Origin of the sequence: Hungatella sp. SB206, from assembly GCF_051132295.1 — a bacterium.
Lineage (GTDB): Bacteria > Bacillota > Clostridia > Lachnospirales > Lachnospiraceae > Hungatella > Hungatella effluvii.
On record NZ_CP096603.1, the window covers coordinates 4,783,427 to 4,806,411 of the forward strand.

At 48.8% G+C, this 22,985-nt stretch carries 24 protein-coding genes; 7 read left to right on the forward strand and 17 right to left on the reverse strand.

The features are described 5' to 3' along the window. Positions 1–321: 321 nt before the first annotated feature. A complete protein-coding gene (locus tag M1L66_RS21260) occupies positions 322–783 on the forward strand; it encodes a helix-turn-helix domain-containing protein (protein ID WP_055661024.1) in 462 nt (153 codons plus the stop codon). Positions 784–883: 100 nt separating this feature from the next. On the opposite strand, the gene M1L66_RS21265 is transcribed toward M1L66_RS21260, so the two are convergent. Further along, positions 884–1,237, reverse strand: coding sequence for a hypothetical protein (locus M1L66_RS21265; RefSeq protein ID WP_434688048.1), 354 nt, complete (start codon positions 1,235–1,237; stop codon positions 884–886). A 240-nt stretch (positions 1,238–1,477) separates the two neighbouring features. On the opposite strand from M1L66_RS21265, the gene M1L66_RS21270 reads away from it, so the two are divergent. The 4 genes from M1L66_RS21270 to M1L66_RS21285 all read left to right on the forward strand — a co-directional run bounded on the left by M1L66_RS21270 (position 1,478) and on the right by M1L66_RS21285 (position 3,914). Further along, complete coding sequence (locus tag M1L66_RS21270) at positions 1,478–2,446, forward strand: alpha/beta fold hydrolase (RefSeq protein ID WP_434688050.1); 969 nt, start codon at positions 1,478–1,480, stop codon at positions 2,444–2,446. 933 nt (positions 2,447–3,379) lie between these two features. Then, positions 3,380–3,619, forward strand: coding sequence for a CD3324 family protein (locus M1L66_RS21275; RefSeq protein ID WP_434688052.1), 240 nt, complete (start codon positions 3,380–3,382; stop codon positions 3,617–3,619). A 26-nt stretch (positions 3,620–3,645) separates the two neighbouring features. Beyond that, on the forward strand, positions 3,646–3,786 hold the full coding sequence (locus M1L66_RS21280) for a hypothetical protein (RefSeq protein WP_434688054.1): 141 nt from the start codon (positions 3,646–3,648) through the stop codon (positions 3,784–3,786). Positions 3,787–3,803: 17 nt separating this feature from the next. After that, positions 3,804–3,914: a hypothetical protein gene (locus M1L66_RS21285; protein WP_434694297.1), complete on the forward strand. Its 111-nt coding sequence runs from the start codon at positions 3,804–3,806 to the stop codon at positions 3,912–3,914. A 127-nt stretch (positions 3,915–4,041) separates the two neighbouring features. Here M1L66_RS21285 and M1L66_RS21290 read toward each other — a convergent pair whose 3' ends face one another. From M1L66_RS21290 to M1L66_RS21310, 5 genes are all read right to left on the reverse strand, one after another. Beyond that, entirely contained in the window at positions 4,042–4,791 is a 750-nt protein-coding gene (locus M1L66_RS21290) for a M15 family metallopeptidase (RefSeq protein WP_187018954.1), read from the reverse strand. A 314-nt stretch (positions 4,792–5,105) separates the two neighbouring features. Beyond that, positions 5,106–5,528: a putative ABC transporter permease gene (locus M1L66_RS21295; RefSeq protein WP_434688057.1), complete on the reverse strand. Its 423-nt coding sequence runs from the start codon at positions 5,526–5,528 to the stop codon at positions 5,106–5,108. A gap of 54 nt (positions 5,529–5,582) precedes the next feature. Then, positions 5,583–6,173: an SOS response-associated peptidase gene (locus M1L66_RS21300; RefSeq protein WP_434688059.1), complete on the reverse strand. Its 591-nt coding sequence runs from the start codon at positions 6,171–6,173 to the stop codon at positions 5,583–5,585. A gap of 265 nt (positions 6,174–6,438) precedes the next feature. Beyond that, entirely contained in the window at positions 6,439–8,682 is a 2,244-nt protein-coding gene (locus tag M1L66_RS21305) for a hypothetical protein (protein WP_243270149.1), read from the reverse strand. Beyond that, complete coding sequence (locus M1L66_RS21310; protein WP_434688063.1) at positions 8,669–11,038, reverse strand: efflux RND transporter permease subunit; 2,370 nt, start codon at positions 11,036–11,038, stop codon at positions 8,669–8,671. Before M1L66_RS21310 ends, M1L66_RS21305 begins: the two co-directional genes overlap by 14 nt. Positions 11,039–11,230: 192 nt before the next feature. On the opposite strand from M1L66_RS21310, the gene M1L66_RS21315 reads away from it, so the two are divergent. Together M1L66_RS21315 and M1L66_RS21320 are read left to right on the forward strand one after the other, a co-directional pair. Then, positions 11,231–11,812: a TetR/AcrR family transcriptional regulator gene (locus M1L66_RS21315; RefSeq protein ID WP_187018946.1), complete on the forward strand. Its 582-nt coding sequence runs from the start codon at positions 11,231–11,233 to the stop codon at positions 11,810–11,812. A gap of 78 nt (positions 11,813–11,890) precedes the next feature. Beyond that, entirely contained in the window at positions 11,891–13,033 is a 1,143-nt protein-coding gene (locus M1L66_RS21320; RefSeq protein WP_434688065.1) for a GNAT family N-acetyltransferase, read from the forward strand. 171 nt (positions 13,034–13,204) lie between these two features. Here M1L66_RS21320 and M1L66_RS21325 read toward each other — a convergent pair whose 3' ends face one another. From M1L66_RS21325 to M1L66_RS21375, 11 genes are all read right to left on the reverse strand, one after another. Further along, on the reverse strand, positions 13,205–13,705 hold the full coding sequence (locus tag M1L66_RS21325; protein WP_187018945.1) for a nucleotidyltransferase domain-containing protein: 501 nt from the start codon (positions 13,703–13,705) through the stop codon (positions 13,205–13,207). A gap of 71 nt (positions 13,706–13,776) precedes the next feature. Then, the gene (locus M1L66_RS21330) at positions 13,777–14,370 is read right to left on the reverse strand and encodes a DNA-3-methyladenine glycosylase I (protein ID WP_187018943.1); all 594 of its coding nucleotides are present in this window, start codon (positions 14,368–14,370) and stop codon (positions 13,777–13,779) included. Positions 14,371–14,375: 5 nt separating this feature from the next. Then, positions 14,376–14,981, reverse strand: a complete 606-nt coding sequence (prfH, locus tag M1L66_RS21335; protein WP_434688068.1) for a peptide chain release factor H — start codon at positions 14,979–14,981, stop codon at positions 14,376–14,378. A gap of 10 nt (positions 14,982–14,991) precedes the next feature. Continuing rightward, a complete protein-coding gene (locus M1L66_RS21340; RefSeq protein WP_187018940.1) occupies positions 14,992–16,065 on the reverse strand; it encodes an RNA ligase RtcB family protein in 1,074 nt (357 codons plus the stop codon). Between the two features lie 477 nt (positions 16,066–16,542). Continuing rightward, positions 16,543–17,499 carry a transketolase family protein gene (locus M1L66_RS21345; protein WP_187018938.1) on the reverse strand — a complete coding sequence of 319 codons (957 nt, stop codon included), beginning with the start codon at positions 17,497–17,499 and terminating at the stop codon, positions 16,543–16,545. Then, the gene (locus tag M1L66_RS21350; protein ID WP_117623571.1) at positions 17,487–18,326 is read right to left on the reverse strand and encodes a transketolase; all 840 of its coding nucleotides are present in this window, start codon (positions 18,324–18,326) and stop codon (positions 17,487–17,489) included. Before M1L66_RS21350 ends, M1L66_RS21345 begins: the two co-directional genes overlap by 13 nt. A 15-nt stretch (positions 18,327–18,341) precedes the next feature. Continuing rightward, positions 18,342–18,995 (reverse strand): fructose-6-phosphate aldolase, encoded by a 654-nt coding sequence (gene fsa / locus M1L66_RS21355; protein WP_055660720.1) that lies wholly within the window; start codon positions 18,993–18,995, stop codon positions 18,342–18,344. Between the two features lie 182 nt (positions 18,996–19,177). Next, a complete protein-coding gene (locus M1L66_RS21360) occupies positions 19,178–19,801 on the reverse strand; it encodes a helix-turn-helix domain-containing protein (protein ID WP_187018936.1) in 624 nt (207 codons plus the stop codon). A 73-nt stretch (positions 19,802–19,874) separates the two neighbouring features. After that, the gene (locus M1L66_RS21365) at positions 19,875–20,996 is read right to left on the reverse strand and encodes a M24 family metallopeptidase (protein WP_434688074.1); all 1,122 of its coding nucleotides are present in this window, start codon (positions 20,994–20,996) and stop codon (positions 19,875–19,877) included. Then, positions 20,977–21,966 (reverse strand): L-glyceraldehyde 3-phosphate reductase, encoded by a 990-nt coding sequence (gene mgrA, locus M1L66_RS21370; RefSeq protein WP_279288616.1) that lies wholly within the window; start codon positions 21,964–21,966, stop codon positions 20,977–20,979. Before mgrA ends, M1L66_RS21365 begins: the two co-directional genes overlap by 20 nt. Continuing rightward, on the reverse strand, positions 21,966–22,937 hold the full coding sequence (locus tag M1L66_RS21375; protein ID WP_434688076.1) for a uroporphyrinogen decarboxylase family protein: 972 nt from the start codon (positions 22,935–22,937) through the stop codon (positions 21,966–21,968). Before M1L66_RS21375 ends, mgrA begins: the two co-directional genes overlap by 1 nt. Between the last annotated feature and the right edge of the window lie 48 nt (positions 22,938–22,985).

Below are 22,985 nucleotides of genomic sequence, written 5' to 3' on the forward strand. Positions count from 1 at the left end.
AAGTATTACTATCGGTGCTGCCAAACCAGCCGCCAATCCCTGAAAGGTGCGTTTATAACAGGACTTCCTAAAATTATCATGATCGCGAAATACCTGCCAGCCTGCCTCGGTAAAAAACAGATTATATTTCCTGTTGTTATGCTCATTGCAAACCTGCTTCACCCAACCTTTTTGCTTCAGCTTACGGATAATCTGACTGTATACACTTGAATTGTGCTCTGCTCTATTATATACGAAAATAAATTCTCCTCCTCCATCCATTCGACATTTATTTACATTTTTTTCCATTTCTGCTATAATCCATTATGGAGGGTTGCACAAATGGTAAACAATAAAATCTTAATGTATATGAAGCTAAAGGATATTAATAAAACACAGCTATCTGCTTTAACAGGTATCCCAGCTACCACTCTTAATCGAATTATCAACGGAACTGTCATCAATGTAAAAACCGCTTACATGGAGACCATCGCGAAGGCACTGGGAACGACGATCTACAATCTATTTGATTTACCAGAACTGAACCAACCTCTCATTACTGCATTGAGACCCGAAGAAGCAGGAACCGTAGTCGAAAAGCTGTTATCTGAAGAAGAGTCGCTGCTGCTCTACTGGTTCCAAAACTCATCTCAGGATTCCCGCGCCTCGATCTTAATGAAGGCTAGAAATGAATATTACGTAACACAGAGGGAAATCAACGAAAAGCTGTCGGTCGGTAAACCTTTTGTGGCTGATACTGAGGATTACAATCAAATTGAATTCAATTTTAAGCATCCGAATTAGCCGGGTGCTTTTTATTTCTGATTCTTTACGATTCTCTGAACGGACTTCTTCCGGCACATGGGGAACCATATGCTGGAAACTGCAAATCGCGCCCGATCGCTCAGGCAGAATACTCCCCATTGTACTCATCACATCCGGTAACCGCAGCAAAATCGATATGATACGGGAAGTAGACATTTCTGCATTGCGGCAGACTGTCCTCCAGAAAACAGAGGATATCCTCCGTCATATTTTTCGAAAAATACTTTTCATTTAACACTCCGCTCATAACAGCATCATCGCCGATATACTGTACAAGCAAAAAACCGTAACTCGGTTCTGCAATCACCAAATCATGGAGAGAACCGCCAAAGTCTTCATTTTTGCTGTCATAGAAACGGATCATACAAGAGCTTTCGGCCGAAAAAAATTCTGCGTCAAAAGAATGTCCGCAGCTCTCAAACGTCTTTTTCATTTGAGCCTCCTTATTCTGTGATTGATTGAACTCTTCTGGATTCTATTATAGCCTATACATGAGAATCAGCCAATCACAAATTGCCGTCTCTGCTTCCAGAGTCCGCAAACCATGAAGATTGCCCCAATGTCACGCTGCAATGGAAATATATTAGTCAATGCAACCGAAAGTTGCCCGTCAGGCAGTTACAGCAACTGGGCCTTATGTGATAGACTAAAATGGTTGAGGAGGTAATAACAAATGCGTTTAAGACGACGAATCCTAAGAATTATACTATTTCTGCTGGCAGTACCTGTAATCCTCTGCGGGGCCTTATATGGCTTTCATAAAATCAGTCTATGGGACGAAAGCAGAAACTATCCGCCTGTCGGAAAAATGGTGGAAGTAAATGGCCACCAGATGCATGTGTATGGCGAAGGCAATGGCAATGAAACACTTGTATTTCTGTCCGGCTCGGGAACTGCTGCCCCTGCTCTGGATTTTAAGGCGCTCTACAGCAGATTAAGCGATCAGTACCACATCGTAGTCGTGGAAAGAGCCGGTTATGGGTTCAGTGAGACCGCAGACGTTCCCAGAGATATCGATACCGTGCTGGAGGAGACACGCTCGGCCCTGACGCTGTCCGGGGAAAATGGTCCCTATATTCTGTTTCCTCACTCTTTGTCCGGCATCGAAGCGCTCTATTGGGGACAGAAATATCCCGATGAGGTAAAAGCCATCATCGGCCTTGATGCCGCAGTGCCCACCCTTTATCTTTCCTGGGGAAAGCAATTGCTGGAGGACACCGCCGATCATATGAAACTCCTTTCGTTCTTTTACCGGTCCGGTCTGGTGCGGCTTCAGCCTGAAATCTACAATACGGACCCGGCCATGACTATGGATGTCTTATCTGATGAAGAAAAGGGAATGTACAGAGCGGTTGTTATGCGCAGCTTTATGACCGGCAGCATGGCTGACGAGGCCAGATCCTGTTATGATAATGCCGTAAACGTTGACAGTCTGGGTAAACCCGTAAAAATCCCTGTTTACTATTTCATTTCCGATGGTTCCCAGGTAACTCCCGGCTGGCGGGATACTGTAACAGATTATCTTTCATCCTTTGAGAATGCCCACTATATGTTTTTAGACTGCGGCCACTACGTTCACGACGAAATGCCGGATGTGATCGCAGGAGAAAGTATAAATTTTATGAAATCTCTTACAAAATAAGGGGAACACACCTTCAATATGACAGGCTTCTCTACTCACCGCCCTCACTTTTTGTATCCATTTCGTTCATTGTATGTTAAAATCATTTTAATCAGTTCGATACCTGTCTTATCACCCCCATTCCGTCCCGTATATCACAAGTTAGGTCTCCATGATATAGATGTGGAGCAGACGGTTAATAGCCTTAGGTTTACGCCGATGGAATGGAAAAGATAATGTTGCCTATGTTCTGCGAAGGCATGTAATTTCCAATAAGGAGATCTTATGAAATCACAACTTACCTACCATTGTCACATGAAAGAATGGGAATTATTGAAACGCTTCTCATCTTCGCAGACAGCACGTATGGACTCCTGGTAAATAATCAGCCTTTACCACAATAAAAATGCAATTCCCGGAATCAGAACGATAAAAACTATAGAAAACGGAATCTATCGGTTTCAATGCACATTTCGCGTAGACTGCTCCGACTCTCTGCTTGAATTAACCTATATAAGGGACAGGTTTTTAACGTTCATTCACGCGCTTATCCTTATAATCCTGGCCGGTATTTCATGTATTGGCATCTTCAGTTTTACGCTTCCCGGCTTTTTTGGCGGGCTATGCGGTCTAGCGGTTTGTGTCCTGCTGATTTTTCTTCAGAAGCAGTTGAAAAAGCAGGCTTTCTCTAATATGGATAAATATATACAGACGTTTATTTTATCTGAGAAATCCTGACTTACCTTCCAGTGGCTTATCCTGCCCTTTATGCATGCTGCTGATGCTCTAATGTACCTGTATTCCCCACCGCTACCGTGTTGACACACCGGTTCTTTTTGTCGGCTGCGTGCTGCCTCCCCTGCAAAATCATAGGTAAAAAACAACTATACAAATTCGTTCTATATCAAATACAGCAATACTCCGATAGAATACTCTTGAAAGGAGATGATAGAATTGAAATACGAAAACGGCAGAGATCTCTTTCCCGAACGGCTATTAAAGCAAATACAGAAGTACGTATCCGGCAAGCTGGTCTATATCCCATCGAGTGACAAAAAACGTGCATGGGGCGAGACGTCGGGATATAAACAGTATCTCATAGAACGCAATCGTGACATCAAGTCAAAATTTAATGCGGGCGCCAGCGTTGAACAGTTAGCTGATGAATACTATAAATGCCCTTATGGCTCTTGACCCGCTGCTGCGGCCCTGAAGAAAACATGAAATGGCGGATTAATGAGGAATGGTTTGAGAAGCATGTAAACGAGCTATCGGAGGTTCTTAAGAAAGAAACGGATATGCCCCCATTAATCGTCCACTACCTGATCGAGGACGGCAAAACCGAGGGGAATTCGAGTTAAATGACGGCAATCATCGACTGGAAGCCTATTCCCGCCTTGGAATCGAAGAATACTACGTAATTATCTGGATTACAGAGAAAAATGAGTATGATTTATTTCTGTCTGCATACTCCCAGTATTTTAAATGACACCGGGAGACACTTCATAAACGGAAAAGCCAGGGAACAGCTGAGTGCAATCCCTCTCCGGTCCCCTGATCTTTTACCATTTTAAGGCGGCAGTTTCAAAAACTCCTGCCGCCTTTCCGCCGGCTTCTCAGCCGCGCAGTGCTCCCTTTTCGTCTGTCTCCAGCGTAATCTTCCCGGTAGCCATTGCCCCGGTTTCATCAAAAAAGTATGCGCTGTTATCGACCACCTGAAGGCCTGTAACCATGGCATTGTCCTCGCCTAAATAATACCATTTCTCTTTACTCAGCACCCACTGGCTGCGGTAGGCGTATCCCGATTCATTGAACCAGTACCATTTACCGTCGATCTTTTCCCAGTCATTTTTCGTATAGCTTCCGTCGTCATGGCGGTACCAGCGGCCGTACACATCTTCAATCCAGCCTGTCTTTGCCTTTCCCGTAACCCAGGTTTTCATAAATTCAGCAGGGTCTTTGTACAGCCGTTTGATCCCCTCCGTGGAGCTGCCCCAATCGGCCAGCTGAAAATGCGGCTTGTCCACGATCGATTTCCAGTTTCCACCCCATATGAGGCCCAACGACACACCTACCGCGCCGGCTTTTTCGAAAAAGCCGCCGGACTCGTTATAGGCTCCCTGCCCGTCATTTCGATAGATGTCAAAGGCGGTTCCCCACTGATGAAACGAACTGTAAGAGCTTCCCGGCGCATTGGTCACGATACTGCCTGGTTTTGTACGGCCCTGTGCGTAAAGCGCATCCTGCTCCGCTCTGGTGCGCAGCGTCTCGCCTATTTTAACTGCCAGTCCCTGTTTTCTGCACTCTTCCACCATATTGGCGGCCAATACCTGCAGACGGGGATGGCACAATGTGATATCTTTCATCTGATTATCTCCTTTCCTCATGTTTCCGGCCGAAGGGAGGCTGACGTCTTCCACTGTTGAAAGCCGCTCCTTTCATGCGCAAACATAAGCGTCTCTAAGATATCATATGACAGTTCGTGGACAGTCGTGTCCCGGCTCACGTTAGCGGTCGTCTCATACTAGTATAGCGTTTCGAAATTAACCAGACTATAAACTTGTCTATATTTCCGATAGCACCGGACTAAAAGCCTCAGCGTAGCCCGCTACGCCTACGTTTTTAGTCCGGCACTCTCGAAAATCTATCCTGCGTTTTTAGTCTGGTTAATTTCGAAACGCTATACTAGTCTGTAACGGGGCCGCTCCTCTCCGAAAAGCCAGTATCTCAGCCAGTCATCCAGAACAATCCCGGCAAGGCTGATCCAGAGCCATAAGAAGGAAAACTGCGGGCAGATCTGCCCAAGGATGTTACCGGGCAGTCCGCTGTAATCCCAGATATTCCACCCCAGCCAGATGTTGACGATACACCCCGTAATCAATTCAAAATATGTAATGATCGCCGCCCCCAGAAGCATCTGCTTCCACAGGGGCAGCGTCCACGGAAGCAGTTCATTGATCAAACCAAGGCAGATAAAACAGACGCCGCCCAGAATGAACATGGTCCAGTGACTCCAGCCACGCAGTAAAATCTCTATGATATTATATAGAAGGCCCCCTGTTACAAACAGGAGCAGATATTTGCCCGTCTGTTTCACCTGCATACCCCTCCGCCTCAGACTCTTTGTAAAGGATATGCTTCTTTCTGCCGTAAATTGCTATAGAAATTTCAGTTCCTGCTGATCGTATTCCTGTTTCGTTTCCAGCAGCACCGGGGTCTGTTTCAGCATTCCGCTGAACTTTGTGTCATCCAGTACCCAGTCTTTCATCTGATCCGGCTCGACGATAAACGGCATCCGGTCATGGGTGCTGACCATCGACTGGTTGGCTTCCGTCGTTAAAACCGTAAATCTCTTTTCGTCTCCAAACACATTGTAAAAACCGGCCAGGAAGATCACCGGAGCGTCCTCCCGGTAAAATGTCACTTTCTCTTTTTTCCGGTTCCACTCATAAAACCAGGTACAGGGAATGATGATTCTCCGATGCAGAATGCTCTCGCGAAACATCTTCTTTTCCAGCACCGTTTCAGACCTGGCGTTAAAGATCACGCCCTTCCCCTGAAAATTAGGAAAGCCCCAGTGCTGCCATTCCAGCTTCATTTCCCGGTCTCCCGCCACCAGAACCGGCGCCTCATCTGTGGGATGAATATCCTTTCTCAGCCGCTCCAGACGAAGCTTGTCATTGACTGTTTCCACTAATTTTTCGATCTCCCGCGCCGTCTCGTCATCCACATAATATCGTCCGCACATATGATTCTCCCGTCCTTTTGCCCTGTTTTTACTGGTAGTATTCCATGTTTTCCTTAAAAATACACTTCGAGGCCGCCGATCGGGCAGCCACACAGGATTGCCGCGATTCCTGTTAATATATGAATATGCTTTATATTCTATCAATTTTAATGCCTTTGTACTACTCTGTCAAATGCAATGTCATATCGCGCCCGATGTTTAGATATCCCATAAAGAAAAGGCCCCGGCCGCTTTTAACAGCTCCGGAACCTTTTCTCACAATTCTTTATTTATGAAACAGCGACGTAATCATATTCCAGATCCGCGTAAAGATACTGGCGATGCGGTGGAACACATTTCCCTCCGGGTGGTAGCTCTCATCCACCTCTGCAGCGGTGCTCTTATCCTTTTCCTTGATTTCACCGGTGCGCAGAATGATCTGCACGGTGCGCGGGGACGGGTTCTTCTCCGAAGTCAGGGATACCGGCTTTGCGTCCATATCGATATTCAAAATGGTGGTATCCTTTGTCGTATACTCATCCCATTTATCGTCGATCAGCGTTTTGATTGTATCCTTTGCATTTTTAAGCACATCTGTCTGATCCAGCCCGTTTCCCATTCCATCCAGGGTTCCTGCCAGACCGTTTAGTGTCTTTTGAGTGCTGGCGTTTAAGGAATCGCCCACCGTTTTCATCTGGTTTTCAAAGGAGGTGCAGAACACGGTCAGGGATTTTAAACTCCTGGCGGCGGTGTCTGTCATTTTCCCCAGATCCCTCAGAGTATCCAGCGTATCCTCGTGATAGTAGTTGACCGTCTTGGTCAGGCTGTCTGCATCGGAAATGATATCGTCCAGCGTGTTGCACATACTGGCTGCCAGATGGGACATATCCGCCGTATTCTGCAGCAATCCCACCGCATTTCCTTTCTGGGAAGCGGCTGCCTGCAAAAGGACCTCTGTCTGTCCGATCATGGTCTGTATATCCGTAATCAGTCCGGTGTTTCCCGCAGTGCCATGGAAGCCTTCGACGATTGCGCGAACCGCAGCGGCGATATTACCCGTGTTTGGCTGGGATGCAGTAGCGGTCTCATATAGTGCCTGAGACGCATATCTCATGAGCGCATCGATCTCATCGGTGGCCATGCCAACCTCATTTCTTAAATAGGAAGCGACCTCATCCTCATCTCCCAGATTCACGCCTGCGCTCTCCATCTCGCCGATTAAATCTTCCAGGCTGTCCTCACTGAAATATTCCGCTTTTTTACCGCTCAGCCCGCCGGTCGATGCGACCAGTCCGGCAAGTGCAGGCGCCAGCGCACTCACGCCGCCATCCAGCTTTGCCTGCGACTGTTTGAAGGTCTCTAAATCTGCTTTTGTCTTTTCCATCAGCTGCAGAAATGCCTGTGCTCCCAGATCCACCTGGGGACTGTTTAACATGGAACTGATTCCCCGTAAATCATCTCTTAAATCCCGCATGGTGGCCTTCATGTCCTCCAGATCCGGCGACAGGTCGTCGAGATGGCCGGTCAACTCATTTACATGGGAATTCATGGTATCGAGGAATTTTTCTGCCTCCTTCATATGCCCGGAAAATGGTTCAAACTGCTGGGACAATTCATTTAGGCCAGCCAGAGCCTCGTCAGCGTCGGCGTATACCTTACCCTTGGAGTCTGCGAAAAGCTGGCGGCTGTGATCGAGTCCGCGCAGGCCGTCGGCCGTATCTTCCACACTCTTCTGCATACTGTTAAACGCATCAAACACTGTGTCCAGGCTGCCGCTGATGGCATCCGCCGAGTCCTCAAGGGTCGTCTTCGCCTCGCGCAAATCCCCCACCTTATCGAGCTGGGCCGCGGTCAGCGGAACAATGGTAAACACGACACCGCTGAAAGAGAAATCATTCGTTCCGATTCGGATAGAGTAGTGCTGCTCTTCTCCCGGAAGCGCGAAAAATATAACCGCGTTTAAATTGCCCATCGATTGGACCTGAGCGCCTTCTGCCTCCAGACTCAGGTTTTTATCCATATCCACAACGGTTCCAGCCATGAGAACCATGTTATTGCGGTAATAATCCGATACCTGCTTATTCGGTGTCAGATCCACATTCACTTCCACCAGGCCGGCCGCGCCGTAAAGCTCTTCCGCCTTCTTCTCCAGTCCGTTTAAACGGTAGCTCACCTGGATATTCCAGGGGAGTTCTTCCCTGGTGGTATCCGTGCCGCCTTCAAAATAGAAGCGATCCTCCGAATTTTCCAGGTTGAAAGTAAGCTTACCCTCCGAGTCCGTCACCGGTTCGGCGTGATCTGTCATATTGGTAATTCTGTTGTACGTGCCGTAATCGACAATCTGGCTGCTTCCATTCGTGGTGTAGCTTTTTACGACACTGCTCTCTTTTATCTCCCCATAGGGGTCCATGGTGATATAAAGCGTCTCATCGCAGACCGGGGTGTCTGCCGCCGCTCCCGCCTCCATGGTCGGGCCGCATGCAAGCACTGCTGCTAAAACAAACGCTGAAATCCGTTTACTCTTCCTCATGGCTGTCATCTCCCTTTTCCTTCTGATCTGACTCTCCGGTCTGCGCTGGAGTTATGTTTTCCTCTGAACTGCCTTTTCCTGCCGCGGGAGCCGGACGCTCTGCTGGTGTCAGACTATTCTCGGATGTCACACCTTCCGCCAGCGCCAGGTTCTTCTCCGACACCGCACTCTTGTTCGACGTCACATTCCTCGCCCCCGTCAGATTTTTAGCCGCCGCCAGACGTTTCCGTCTTCTCTCTTTCCGCGCATCCGCTTTCTCCTGCTGCCGCTTAATCTGCTTATCAAATGCGGACAGGAGGGCCGGAAGCAGGGACAGAACCAGTGTCACGCTCAAAAATGCCCCGCGCCCTACCAGACGCCCTACCTGGGAGATCGCCTGTATGGACGAAGTAAAGTACAAAAGATAGCCAACTACCATCAAAATACCGCCCGATGTCATGATAGACAGCGTGCTCTTGTTGACAGCGGCGACCGCAGCCTCCCGGCGGCCTTTTTCCTTACGAAATGCCAGATAGTTGTTTGTCATCAAAATCGAGTAATCGATGGTGGCCCCCAGCTGCAGGCAGCTGACGATAATGTAGCCGATATAGATCATGCTGTCCCCCATCACGTAGGGCAGCGTCATATTTAAATAGATGGCAACTTCGATGGGTACGATCACGAGGATCGGAACCAGGATCGACCGGAAGGTAATGAATACTACCAGCGCCACACCGGCCAGAGACAGCAGCGATACATTATTATAATCTTCCGTCAGAATATCCCTGATATCAATGGTTGTAGGCGTCATTCCAATTACGTAGGAATGCTCGGGATAATGCTTATGTACGACCTCCTCCAGTCTGGCACTGCACTCGAAGGCATAGTCACTCTCCTGCAGCGTATCCATGGAGATCAGCATTCTGGCGTAATCCTCATTGCGAAGCTGGCTGGTTAAATCCTCGGGAAGAAAGCTTTCCGGAATCCCGTTCGGCATGGTGCCCGACATGGAAATCACATAGTTGACGAAATCCAGATTCTCCAGTTCCTCCGCCAGTTCTTTTTCCGTCACACTGGAACCGTTCGGCACGATACAGATTGTCATATTGGACTTTTTAAACAGGCTGTTAATCTCCTGCGTGTCCTCATAGACCCGCGTTCCCGGCCCCGCGCCGATGGCGTCGTCGCCGTACAGGAACTTATTCATACTCTGGCCGAAATAACAGGGAACCGCTAACAGGGCCGCTAACAGGAACACCGGAACCCGGATCTTGTACATGGCCCGTGCAAATCCATCAAATGAGGCAATAAGCGGCTTATGCGCCGTCTTCACGATCTTGTCGTCAAACCGGAGAATAAGCGTCGGCATCAGCAGAAGTACGGTAAGAAGGCTGCATATGATACCCTTTGCCAGGACGAATCCGACGTCCTTACCAATGGTAAAACGCATAAATGCAATGACGATGAATCCCACGATCGTCGTCGCTCCGCTGGCGAGAATGGAACTGCAGGATTCCCTGATCGCCTCCACCATGGCCTCATGGATCTCCATGCCCCTGTTTTTCAGGGCCGTAAAGGTATGCAGCAGGAAAATGGAGTAGTCCATCGACACCGCCAGCTGCAGAATAGCCGCCGTGGAGAAGGTAAAGAAGGATATCGTTCCGAAGACGATGTTCGATCCCATATTCAAAACGATCGCCACGATCATTACGAAGATAAAGAGGAACGGCTCCATCCACGACGTGGTCGTCAGTGTCAGGATCAGCCATATGATAACGATTGACATGGCAATCGCCATGGTGATCTCCCTGGTAATCGAGGCCTCACGCTCCTTGCTGGACACTGCGCTTCCTGCAAAACAGCCCCGGTCCTTTCCGACGATCCGGTAGATCTCCTCGATGGCCGCATTGGTGCGCGGTTCTCCGTCTTTATCTTCAAAGACGATGTCCATCAGGGCATTCCCATCTTTATAGTAATCATCGATTGCCAGCAGATCGACGCCGATGAACTCCGTCATGCTTTCATTAAGGAACGGCGCTCCCATATAGACGTCGGTCGAGACGTCGGAGCCCAGTACCAGATCCACCCCATCGACCGCGGATATCTCTTCCCGGATGCGTTTCGCCTCCTGTAAAGATACGTCCTTAACCATGATCCGCGCCATACCGGGATAACCAAACTCCGCTTCCATCACATCCAGCGCCTGTTTGGTCGGTGCAAAATCCGGCAGATATTTGCTCAGATCATAATTCACCCCTACAAACGGAAAACAAATGGCACAGAGAATCGTGGTTACCAGGAAAACCTTCTCAATGATCTTCCCGTGATACACAATAAACCGAATCACCTGATTGAAAATATCGCTGTTTCTTTTCATTATTGCCCACCTTTTGATTATTGTACAATCATTGACTTTTGAACACATGTGTATTATAATTCACTTGTTGGTATATTTCAATAAGCAACGATTCGCTGCTTTGTACGTTAAGCATCACTTATTTGCATTTGTGTTTAATATCAATCGAAACTGATAAATTTTGTTTTTAAACAGGATTGTGAGGAGAAGAATATGGAATCACAGAAAGAGGACCGGAGAATCCGCAGGACCCAGAAAATGTTAAAAGACAGCCTGATCGAGCTGATGACCGAGAGAGATTTTAAAAATATTTCCGTCAAGGACATCACGGAACGGGCTGATCTAAACAGGGGAACCTTCTACAATCATTACACCGATACTTACGATCTGCTGCAGAAGATGGAATCCGACGTACTGGCTGATTTCCAGGATATGATAGATAATTTCCTGTGCAGTTCAAAGAACGGATCGCTGATGCCCATCCTGCTGCCTGTTATACAATATATTGAAGAAAACGTAAAAATTGCCAGAATTCTGTTTGAAAACAGTGCGTCCAGTGATTTCGTCAACCGCTTCCACCAGCTCATTTCTGACAACGGAACCGCCGTTTTCAAGAAACAGTATCCCGAAATCGACGATGTGACACTCACCTATTTCATCGAGTTCATCACCTTCGGCCTGACCGGAGTCCTGCGCTGCTGGATCAACAACGGCATGAAAGAGTCAAAAGAAAAGATCGCGGAAATCGCAGATAAATCTGCCGTGCAGGTGGCGCAGAATCTCTGGGGGCATTAAGCATTAGGGCATTAAAACGGGGTAAAGAAAAATTGACCCTTACACGAATACAAAAAACAACAGAAAAAGGAGACACACATGGATAATACTCCTGTCATTGAAACCGAACGCCTGCGGCTGCGCCGATTTACAGAGCGTGACGCCGATGCGCTGTTCGCCATACTCAGCGATCCCGAAGTCAATCATTTTCTGCCCATGTTCCCGCTGACATCGCTGGAGGAGGCCGGGCAGTATCTCAAAGAACACTATTTAAGTACTTACGAGCAGCCCAGCGGTTACCACTACGCGGTCTGCCTCAAAACAGATGATATCCCCATCGGATATATCAACGTCAGCGATGACGACAGCCACGACCTGGGATACGGTCTGAAAAAAGAGTTCTGGAAGATGGGAATCATGACCGAAGCCGGCCGGGCGCTGATCCGGAAACTAAAAACCACAGATTTACCCTACATTACCGCCACTCATGACCGTGAGAATCCGGGAAGCGGCCGGGTCATGGAGAAGATCGGCATGATCTATCAGTACTCTTATGAGGAACAGTGGCAGCCCAAAGATATTCTGGTGATATTTCGGATGTACCAGCTTAATTTTGACGGAGACCAGAACCGCGTCTACAAAAAATACTGGAACAAGTATCCGGTCCACTTCATCGAGAAGCTAGAAGACGGTGGCATGCCTGAGACATTGACAGTCAATCAGAAGGAATACCGGGTTATCCGCCTCCTTGGAAAGGGAAAAGGCGGCTACTCCTATCTCGTCACAGACGGCGCCCGTTCCTTCGTATTAAAGCAGATTCATCACGAGCCCTGCGACTATTACCAGTTCGGCGATAAGCTGGAATCGGAGCTGCGAGATTACAAAAGGCTTCTCGATATCGGAATCCTGATTCCGGAACTGTACGATGTCGATCGGGAAAATGAACGGATTTTGAAGGAGTACATAGAAGGAAATACCATCTACGATCTGGTTCTTTGCGATCAGGTGAAGCCGGATTATTTCCGCCAGATCGAGGATATGTGCGGCAGGCTCTACCCGGCAAACACGAATATCGATTATTTTCCTGCCAATTTTGTGGTACAGAACGACGCACTGTATTATATTGATTATGAGTGCAACGATTATATGGAAGAATGGAATTTTGAAAACTGGGGCATCCGTTACTGGAGCCGGACTAAGGAATTTCTGGAAAACGAAGAGAGGGGACTGGTTTCCCGGTAAAAACCGGGATCCTGACGGTAATTTGATTATCTTCAGGTGTTTTCCTGAGGTGTAGTGCATTTTGTACGTTGTGCCGTACATCTGCATCATAACGAAGCAGCAGGCGAGCGACGATCGATATTGTCGCTCCCTGCTGTTTTTTATCTTTTAAATTCCTGCATCAAGCCCGCTTTACGAAACGCCGCCCATCAGTTCTTCAATGTTTTTCATATCATGTTTATCCACTTCCCGCGGCTCATAGCCGGTATGAAAAATCTTTTGCCCCTTCACTGAGATGCACGGTATCTCTCTTCCGTCTAAAACGGCACTGCCAAAATAATCGGCCTCAAATTCATACCATCCTCCTTCTAGGTCAGCCTGTTTTGCTGTTCCGTCTTCATTTACGACGAATGGGTGAATGTCGATATAGCTCAATTGGGGATGGTACAGCTCTATACGGACAGGAGTCCAGTCTGTTACTACTTTATACCCTTTTTCTTCCAGCTTCTGCCGTAATTTCTCGGTGCATGCGGCATCGAAATCGATGTCCACATCCCTGTGTTCTCTCGTCTGCCTGCCAACAAGCGCGTCCACGCCCCAGCCTCCATCCAGCCAGTAACGGATTCCCAGCTGTTCTATCATATCAAGTACTTCAAATAAGTCTCCCTGTGTTACAGTTTCCTTTTTTGCCATTCCAGCACCTCGCTTTTCATTTTTTATTCCTTCTATCGGTCTGCATCTCAAAAGCCCTTCTGCCGTCTCTCTTACCGATACTCCCATTCCGTCTCTTTCAGAAGCGCTTCATACCTAAAACAATCCGGATGGTGGTCATTGATGATGCCGCAGGCCTGCAGATGAGAAAATACCGTGATGGACCCCATATACTTAAAGCCTCGCTTTTTCAAATCCGCGCTCACCTGATCCGATAATTCGTTCCTCGCTTCCGCCTCGCCCTCCTGGTGCCTGCGGTAAACGTACGTCTTATAATCCGTAAAGCCCCAAAGATACCGGTCGAAGCTGCCAAACTCCTCCTCTACCTTCATAAATTGTCTGGCATTGTCTATGACTGCCATGATTTTTCTTCTGGAACGGATCATGCCGGGGACGAGAAGGATTTCAGCGATCTCCTCCTCGCCAAACTCTGCAATCCGCTTAAAATCATAGCCATAGAAGCATTTCCTGAATATTTCCCTCTTCTGTATCATCATGTTCCAGTTAAGCCCGCACTGCATGACCTCCATAAGCATAAACTCAAAATGCTTTCCGTCGTCATGAGACGGTACGCCCCATTCGCTGTCATGATACTGGATCATCGGTTCATTAATCAGGCACCAGCCGCATCTTGTCTCCTGTTCCATCTGTCTTATCCCCCATTTTTCTCAGTCTTAAGCCGGAACGATCTTCCCTCATATACCCGAACCGGATTTCCACGCTCCAGTCTGGCATGTTCCATCCAGGCCAGGTTCCTTTCCCTTCGTCCGCTCTCCATGTTCATTTCCGCCAGAATTTCGCACAGGCGGTTCAATGCAATCTGTTTATTCATATGCTGGCTCCGGGCCTCCGTGGATACCACTGCGGTTCCTGTAGGAATGTGGATGGCACGGACACCAGTCTCCACCTTATTCACATTCTGGCCGCCTTTTCCGCCGCTTCGAAAGGTCTCAAAACGGACCAGTTTCTCCTCTGTCACCCGCGGCACCGCCTCTAAAATACTCACATCCACATACCAGTTCTTCCGTTTATGCTCCGGACGGTACGGACTCCTGCAAATCCACAGTACACTGCCCTCCAGGCCGGTAAAATCGTGTTCTGTCTCAAACACAATCGAGGAAAATCCCTCCCGTTTCTTTCCCTGCGTGAAGGAAATCAGCCGGATATCGGAAGCCTCCTTCTTTAATTCCTCATAGAGCAGGCCTGCCGCCAGTTCACATTCTGCCGGCCCTTGGCCGGAACTTATCTGTATTCTCATGCGCAGCCCCCTAACCCTTAAATGTAATAAGCGGCCGCAGCGTCGCAACAACAGTAATCAGTCCGTAATCCTCAAGGGAAGCAATCACCTGCTCCACATTTTTATAGGCCTCCGGCGCCTCGGCAAACAGTAAATTGGTATCATGGCAGACTACGCGGCTCTTGAGCTTTGTGCTCCTGATGGAATCCCTGTCGTATTTCTGGTCAATTCTGCTCCTGCAGATACTTCTGGCCCATTTTCTGCCCGCGCCATGGGACACAGAGTCCAGGGAAACGGACGTGTCCGCCGCCGGTACACATACATAGGTCAGACTTCCCCTGGATCCCGGAATAACCACGGCTCCCTGCTTCGTCGATACACTTCCCTTCCGGTGAAGCCAGCCATCCTCCGTCCGTTCCAGATAGTTATGACAGCTCTCCAAAAGCGGAGTTACCTCCCTCTCCACACCCAGCCATGCCAGCAGCTTTTCCGCAGTCACTATGCGATTCCTTCCGGCCCACAGAATCGCCGAGTCGTGTTCCTTCAAATAGTCCTCCGCCTCCTTCGAGCCTTCCGCCAGTCCTTCCGGCGAATAATACCGGTTTAAAATCTCCTGCCCATATCCCCGGGAACCACTGTGGATCAGTAACATAAGGCGCCCATGAAGCAGTCCCAGGCGATTGGCCTCCTCTTCTCTGTAAACGTGTTCCAGACACTGAAACTCTGCAAAATGGTTTCCTGTGCCGATGGTTCCCAAATCCCTGATGGGGCAAACTTCTTCATAAGGGTTATCGCACGGAATATCGCTCAGCTCCCGAACCTGGTTAAGCCTCGATTCCCATTTATCCATACGGAATTTCTTCTGCTTCACACCTGTGGAAAACAGACTCATCCCGCATCCGATATCGTTGCCGATTAAATGGGGATAGAACCGCTCCCTGCTTAACACCGCCATTCCTACTGGAGTCTTTCCCGGATGCAGATCCGGCAGCCCTACCGTCCTCACCACTCCCGGCAGATTCGCGACTCCATGAAGCTGGTCGACCGCCGCCTGTTCAATCCAGTTTTTACCGTTGCTGATCAATATGCAATTTTCTCTTTCCAAATCATAATCTCCTTTATGAGCCGACAGGGCCATACGTCCCATTTCCCCGGAATCCCGAAAAATGGTACAAAAAAAACACGACAACAAGCCGTGCGCAGCAAAATAAAGCTATTATACGCCAGTCCCTGTCTATTCTATCATTATCTTGTTTTCACCCTTTTCATTCCGTTTGCCAACATAACAACCACTCCTTTGCTCATAAAGGACTGTACGCCCTCTTTATTCTATGGATACTATAAAACGGATTTCTAAAAATGTCAATGACTATTTCCTTAACTTTCTGACTTGCATACCGTTTTATAATTTCTTACAAATCTATGAACTTGATCTACGATACAGAAAAAGCCGTCTTGCTTAATCGTTTTTGCGTAAAATCTTCACTCTCCTTTCACGCAAAAAAGCCGTGATACGGGAACCAACTCTTCCATATCACGGCCTGCTGCTCATTTCCTATTACTGCTCCTGCTTCTGTTTCTATTAATACCACTTACTCTTAATCTGCTTATATATTCCCTCTGCATCCAATTCATACTTATGAATCAGCTCCGCAGCCGGGCCAGACTCACCGAATACGTCACGGACGCCAATCTTAAAGACCGGTACCGGAGCATTCTCCGACAGGGCATCGCAGACAGCGCTTCCAAGTCCGCCTATGACGGAATGCTCTTCCACAGTCACCACGCGTCCAGTTTTCTTCGCGGATTTAATGATAAGCTCTTCGTCCAAAGGCTTAATGGTATGAATGTTGATCACTTCGGCGTCAATTCCGTCTGCGGCCAGAAGCTTTGCAGCTTCCAGTGCGTGGCCAACTTCCAGACCGGTAGCCACGATGGTCAAGTCGCTGCCTTCTTTTAAGACTACGCCCTTTCCGATCTTAAATTCATACTCCGGATTATCATTGATCACCGGCACAGCCAGACGGCCGAACCTCATATAAACCGGGCCCTCATACTCGGCCGCGGCCTTGACGGCGGCTCTCGCTTCCACGTCATCGGCCGGGCAGATCACTACCATGCCGGGGATCGTTCTCATCAGAGCGATGTCCTCGTTGCACTGATGTGTCGCGCCGTCCTCACCGACGGAGATTCCTGCATGAGTCGCACCAATCTTTACATTTAAATGCGGGTATCCGATGGAGTTTCTAACCTGTTCGAACGCTCTGCCGGCTGCGAACATGGCGAAGGTGCTTGCAAATGGAACCATGCCTGTTGCAGCAAGGCCGGCGGCAATGCCCATCATGTTGCATTCTGCAATACCACAGTCGATATGGCGTTCCGGAAATACCTTCTTGAAAACTCCCGTCTTTGTCGCGGCTGCCAGATCGGCATCCAGGACCACGATTTTGTCATTAAGCTTTCCCAGCTCCGCAAGAGCGCTGCCATAGCTTTCTCTCGTAGCGATCTTCTTTACGGATTGTTCTTTCATCTCTGGCATAACGCTTCACCTGCTTTCTCCAAATCTGCCATTGCCACCTGATACTGCTCGTCGTTTGGAGCGGCACCATGCCAGGCTACAGCTCCTTCCATGAAGGAAACTCCCTTGCCCTTTAAGGTTTTTGCGATAATGGCGGTCGGCATTCCCTTTGTATTTCTTGCCTCTGCAAATGCCTGCTCGATCTGGGCAAAGTCATGGCCGTCAATGCAGATTACGTGGAAATTAAATGCCTCAAATTTCTTGTCAATCGGATAGGGGGAGCAAACCTCATCCACCGGGCCGTCGATCTGGAGTCCGTTGTTATCCACAATCACAACCAGATTATCCAGCTTTCTGTGACCTGCGAACATAGCAGCTTCCCAAACCTGTCCTTCCTCGATCTCCCCGTCGCCAAGAAGTGTATAAACACGGTAATCTTTCTTCTGCAGTTTCGCAGAGAGTGCCATACCGACCGCGGCGGAGATTCCCTGTCCCAGAGAACCGCTGGACATATCCACGCCTGGAATATGCTTTCTGTCCGGATGTCCCTGTAAATAGGAACCGGTATGACGCAGTGTCTTCAAATCCTCTACCGGAAAGAATCCACGGTGTGCCAGTGTGGAGTAGTATCCGGGCGCCACATGGCCCTTCGATAATACAAAACGGTCACGGTCGTCCTTTAAAGGCTGTTCCGGATCGATGTTCATTTCTTTATAATAGAGCCAGGTAAATAAGTCCGCTGCCGACAGTGATCCGCCCGGATGGCCGGACTTTGCGCTGTGAACCGCCGTCACGATGCCTTTTCGTATCTCATTGGCTGTTTTTTCTAGTTCCAGATAGTCGCTCAATCCCGTGTCCTCCTCTTACTCTCCGAATACTGCCTTATAATCAGCCTGGAATTTTGCGATTCCCTGATCTGTCAGCGGATGCTTTGTCATCTGCTCAATTACGCTGTAAGGAACGGTGGCGATATCGGCTCCGGCAAGGGCACAGTCAATGACATGGATCGGATTGCGGACACTTGCTGCGATGATCTCAGTTGTGATTCCCGCCACATTGAACATTTCTGCAATGGTTTCGATTAAATCGATGCCTGGCATGGAAATATCATCGAGACGTCCTAAGAATGGAGATACATAGGTCGCACCGGCTCTGGCTGCCAGCAGTGCCTGGTTCGCGCTGAATACGAGCGTTACGTTTGTCTTAATGCCTTCCGCGGTCAGCACCTTAACGGCCTTTAAGCCTTCTACTGTCATCGGGATTTTAACTACCATGTTCGGATGGATCGCAGCAATCTCACGTCCCTCTTTAATCATGCCTTCTGCGTCTGTCGTGGTAGCCTTCACTTCGCCGCTGATCGGTCCGTCTACGATGGAAGCGATCTCTCTGATAACCTCGTTAAAGTCTCTTCCTTCTTTTGCAATCAGAGATGGGTTTGTGGTTACTCCACAGATAACTCCCATATCATTTGCCTTTCTGATATCCTCCACTTTCGCTGTGTCAACAAAAAATTTCATCGCTGTTCTCCTCTTCTTTTTTTATTTTTGAATTAATTTCTTCCTTCGGTTTATGTATTAATTCAATTAATTAATATTTCTAGTTAAACAATACCACATTTTAGGAAAATGTCAACAGAAAAATAGAAAAAAAACGGCGATTTTGATTTTACTCAAAACCGCCGTCTCTGATAACAGCTCTTTCAGTCCGTGATCCTTTCATGTTCCCTGGTGATCTGCGCGATCGGGCACTTCTGCAGCCCATGCTGTGTACAGTAAAGATATAAATACCCGCCCTTCCTTACCATCGGCAGTCGGAATTCCGGGTTCTGCTCCGGATACAGCCGGTTTAAATAGATACGGTCATGGTAGACAAGGGCAGCAAAAGAAATATAATGATCCTTGCGCATATCATGATTCACGGTCACATAATACTCCAAGTCAATTTCCCTCAGGACAGCCTTATGCTCCTCCGAGCACGTAACCGGAATTAACGGTTTTAACTTTCTCCCGCAGCAGGAAATCGACGCGGTTCCCGTGCTTACAAGAATATTGCCGCAGGTGGGACATACATAGAAGAGTGTTTTTTCCAGCTTGCCCACATCCGGACGGTTGGGACTCAATTCTCCCTGAAGCAGTTTTAATATGTCGGCGCCCAGCACCGTGGACAGATCATCCCACAGCGATACATCCGGACAGCCCAGACCACGCTCCCACTTGGAGACAGTCTTGTTGCTGATTCCTAAAAGGTCTGCGACCTGCTGCTGCGTCATTCCTTTTTCTTTTCGGAACTGCATAATCAAGCGGCCCACTTTTGCACAATCCATTGTATTTCCTCCACGCCATAAATACTGCATATAAATACTGCCCATATCGCATTTTATTGCAGAACACAGCCCGTCACCCGCACACCAGCCACTCATTTCGTGGATAGTCATGGAGAACTTTGGCGCCGTCCGCCGTCATAAATATCTGGTCCTCAATTCGGATTCCGAATTTTCCGGGCAGGTATATGCCCGGTTCCACGGAGAACGCGAGTCCGGGCACAATTACACTTTTATCACCGGAAGCAGCGCACGGTTCCTCGTGGGTATCGATTCCGATCCCGTGCCCTGTCCTGTGGGTGAAATACTCCCCGTAGCCGGCTCCAGCGATCACACTTCTCGCCGCGTTGTCAACATCCTCCATCCGTCCGCCCAGGACTGCCGCCCCCTGCCCGGCCTCCAGCGCCGCCAGCACGATTCCATACACGGCCTCGAACTCCCGTCTCTTATCGTTCTCTCCGCTGCCGCCATAGAAATAAAAGGTTCTCGACATATCTGAGCAGTATCCCATGTATTTGCCTCCAAAATCCACCAGGAGACACGCATCCGCTGAAATGACGCCATCTTTTCCCGTATAATGAGGCACCGCCGCATGGGTTCCCGCACAGACAAGGGCTCCTGCCTCTGATATCCCCCGCTGCTCCATCTCCCTGCAAAGGGCATCGGCAAACGCTCCCTCCGTTTTACCAATCCAGCCGCTGCCGGCCTTCATAACCGCCTTTAACGCTTCCGTGCATCTGCTGCAGGCTTCCTCCATGAGGCTCTGTTCCTGTTCATTTTTATATCGTCTCATCCGGCCCAGGATCTCACGATGGAGGACAAAGCGTGTCTGAAAAAATGCTTCCTGAAGCGGAACCAGAAATCCAGCCGGCATTGATGCGCCGACACCTATTTTTCCGCATGGAAGTCTCTTTTTCTTTAGCTGCTCCAGAAGTAAGGAGACCGCATTTTCACCGTCCTTCCACGTAACCACTTCTGTTTCCGGAATGCCCCATCCGGCCGCCTCCTGTCCGTATATGTCGTTGACAAACAGGAAGTCTCTCCCTTCCGCCGGTACCACGTAAACATTCAGACGCTCATCCGACATCATACAATTTCCCAGCAGATAAACCATATCTGAGGATGGCGTTATGAGGAGCAGGTCAACGCCCTGCTCCTTCATGGCCTCTTTTACTCTCTCATTTACAGATTTCTTCAATTGCCTCCAACTCCTCTTTTGAAAATTCTGTCCTGTCGATTATTTTTATATTCTCCACAATCTGCTCCGGCCTCGAAGCACCGATTAACACGCTCGTCACGTCACCGTCTCTTAATACCCAGGACAATGCCATCTGGGCAAGCTTTTGCCCTCTTCCTTCCGCTATTTCATGAAGAGCACGGATCTGGGACAACCGTTTTTCAGTCAGCGCACTCTCCTTTAAGAAACGTCCGTCTCGTCTGATCCGGCTGTCCTCAGGGATTCCATGAAGATACTTCTCAGTCAGCATCCCCTGGGCCAGAGGGCTGAATGCGATAATGCCGCAGCCGTGAGTTTTTGCATACGTCTTTAATCCGTCTGTCTCGATATGGCGGTCGAATATATTATAGCTGCTCTGATTGATGATAAATGGACACTTTAAATCTGACAGTATCGCCATTGCCTCTTTCGTATGCTCCTGATCGTAATTGGAAATGCCCGCATACAGAGCTTTTCCGCTCCTGACGATCTGATCCAGCGCCATCATGGTTTCCATGAGAGGCGTATCCGGGTCCATGCGGTGATGGTAGAAAATATCCACATAGTCCAGCTTCATCCGTTTCAGGCTGGCATCCAGGCTGGAGATCAGGTATTTTCTGCTTCCTCCATCCCCATACGGCCCCGGCCACATATCGTACCCTGCTTTTGTACTGATTACCAGCTCATCCCGGTACGGATGCAGCTCCTGCTCCATGATTCTGCCGAAATTTTCTTCCGCGCTTCCATACACAGGACCGTAATTATTGGCCAGATCAAAATGGGTGATTCCATGGTCAAATGCAGTGTAACACATTGCCTTCATATTGTCAAAATTATCCCTGCTTCCAAAATTATGCCACAATCCCAGCGATACGGCCGGAAGCTTAAGCCCACTGTTCCCGCAGTGAAAATACTTCATCTGTCCGTAACGATTTTCGTTTGCCTGATACATCAGATGCACCTCCTTGCTGTTTCCAGCACCCATTTGATATGTTCCGGATCGATATCGTCCGGCAGGCTGCAGTCCGGCCCCAATATAAACCCTTTTTTGCCGCCCAGCGCGATGATCCGCCTGGTCTCTTCCTCTATCGCCTCTTTGTCTCCCTTGTAGAGCACTCCGCATCTGCGGTTGTCAAAACCGCCCCACGCTGCTCTCCCTCCGAAGAATTCCCGGATCTGTACCGGATCCAGGTGGTCTACATACATGGCCCAGCTGACTAAAGCCGACTCATAATCCTTCCATACCTCCATCCGGTTGGTGGTTCCTGCCTCATCCGCGTCCCAGCCACAGCAGTGGAGAATCGTATAATGCCCGGGCGTATTGGCCTGCGCCAGCACTTTTTTGTCGCTTGGCGTTACCCAGCTGCGGTACTCATCGTAGGTGAATCTGGTGATCTCTGCGTTCTGAACACTATAGAATACTCCGTCGCATCCGGCCTCCTCCAGTAACCCCTCCACCAGGCTGCATACATCCTCCGCTATGATATCACAGGCGTAGCGGACCGCATCCGGATCTTCTCTCATGCATTCCATCATTTTATCCCAGCCCACCTCCAGCCGCAGATAAGACAGCGGACAGAACATGGTGTAAAAAATACAGCATTCTCCCTTTAATTCCCTGACAATGGCTCTCGCCCGCTCGACCTGCTCCCGTATAAAGGGGTGATCCTTTCCGATCGGCTTCATCCCGTAAAGCTGCCTGGCGCTCTCCAAGTTTATAAGTGTCTTTTCCGGCCAGCCAAAATATCCGTCACAGGATATTTTTAAGAAGTCCAGATCCATATCCCTGTAAAATTTGATCTGCTCTCTGATAAAAATCTCTCCATGGCTCTGTTCCGGCGGGAAATGCCGCCAAAAACAGCCCGGAACATAGTCCACTTCCTCGTTATTCGGTACCGCTAATACACGTTCTCTCTTATTCATCACAATTCCTCCTGATTATCCCCCAACCAATGCTTGCGTGTGTTTTCT

What these genes read in the sequence shown, in the direction of transcription:
- M1L66_RS21260 (WP_055661024.1), top strand. Translation starts at nt 322, where the DNA reads ATGGTAAACAATAAAATCTTAATGTATATGAAGCTAAAGGATATTAAT.
- M1L66_RS21265 (WP_434688048.1), bottom strand. Translation starts at nt 1,237, where the DNA reads ATGAAAAAGACGTTTGAGAGCTGCGGACATTCTTTTGACGCAGAATTT.
- M1L66_RS21270 (WP_434688050.1), top strand. Translation starts at nt 1,478, where the DNA reads ATGCGTTTAAGACGACGAATCCTAAGAATTATACTATTTCTGCTGGCA.
- M1L66_RS21280 (WP_434688054.1), top strand. Translation starts at nt 3,646, where the DNA reads ATGAAATGGCGGATTAATGAGGAATGGTTTGAGAAGCATGTAAACGAG.
- M1L66_RS21290 (WP_187018954.1), bottom strand. Translation starts at nt 4,791, where the DNA reads ATGAAAGATATCACATTGTGCCATCCCCGTCTGCAGGTATTGGCCGCC.
- M1L66_RS21295 (WP_434688057.1), bottom strand. Translation starts at nt 5,528, where the DNA reads ATGCAGGTGAAACAGACGGGCAAATATCTGCTCCTGTTTGTAACAGGG.
- M1L66_RS21300 (WP_434688059.1), bottom strand. Translation starts at nt 6,173, where the DNA reads ATGTGCGGACGATATTATGTGGATGACGAGACGGCGCGGGAGATCGAA.
- M1L66_RS21305 (WP_243270149.1), bottom strand. Translation starts at nt 8,682, where the DNA reads ATGAGGAAGAGTAAACGGATTTCAGCGTTTGTTTTAGCAGCAGTGCTT.
- M1L66_RS21310 (WP_434688063.1), bottom strand. Translation starts at nt 11,038, where the DNA reads ATGAAAAGAAACAGCGATATTTTCAATCAGGTGATTCGGTTTATTGTG.
- M1L66_RS21315 (WP_187018946.1), top strand. Translation starts at nt 11,231, where the DNA reads ATGGAATCACAGAAAGAGGACCGGAGAATCCGCAGGACCCAGAAAATG.
- M1L66_RS21320 (WP_434688065.1), top strand. Translation starts at nt 11,891, where the DNA reads ATGGATAATACTCCTGTCATTGAAACCGAACGCCTGCGGCTGCGCCGA.
- M1L66_RS21325 (WP_187018945.1), bottom strand. Translation starts at nt 13,705, where the DNA reads ATGGCAAAAAAGGAAACTGTAACACAGGGAGACTTATTTGAAGTACTT.
- M1L66_RS21330 (WP_187018943.1), bottom strand. Translation starts at nt 14,370, where the DNA reads ATGGAACAGGAGACAAGATGCGGCTGGTGCCTGATTAATGAACCGATG.
- prfH (WP_434688068.1), bottom strand. Translation starts at nt 14,981, where the DNA reads ATGAGAATACAGATAAGTTCCGGCCAAGGGCCGGCAGAATGTGAACTG.
- M1L66_RS21345 (WP_187018938.1), bottom strand. Translation starts at nt 17,499, where the DNA reads ATGCCAGAGATGAAAGAACAATCCGTAAAGAAGATCGCTACGAGAGAA.
- fsa (WP_055660720.1), bottom strand. Translation starts at nt 18,995, where the DNA reads ATGAAATTTTTTGTTGACACAGCGAAAGTGGAGGATATCAGAAAGGCA.
- M1L66_RS21360 (WP_187018936.1), bottom strand. Translation starts at nt 19,801, where the DNA reads ATGGATTGTGCAAAAGTGGGCCGCTTGATTATGCAGTTCCGAAAAGAA.
- mgrA (WP_279288616.1), bottom strand. Translation starts at nt 21,966, where the DNA reads ATGTATCAGGCAAACGAAAATCGTTACGGACAGATGAAGTATTTTCAC.
- M1L66_RS21375 (WP_434688076.1), bottom strand. Translation starts at nt 22,937, where the DNA reads ATGAATAAGAGAGAACGTGTATTAGCGGTACCGAATAACGAGGAAGTG.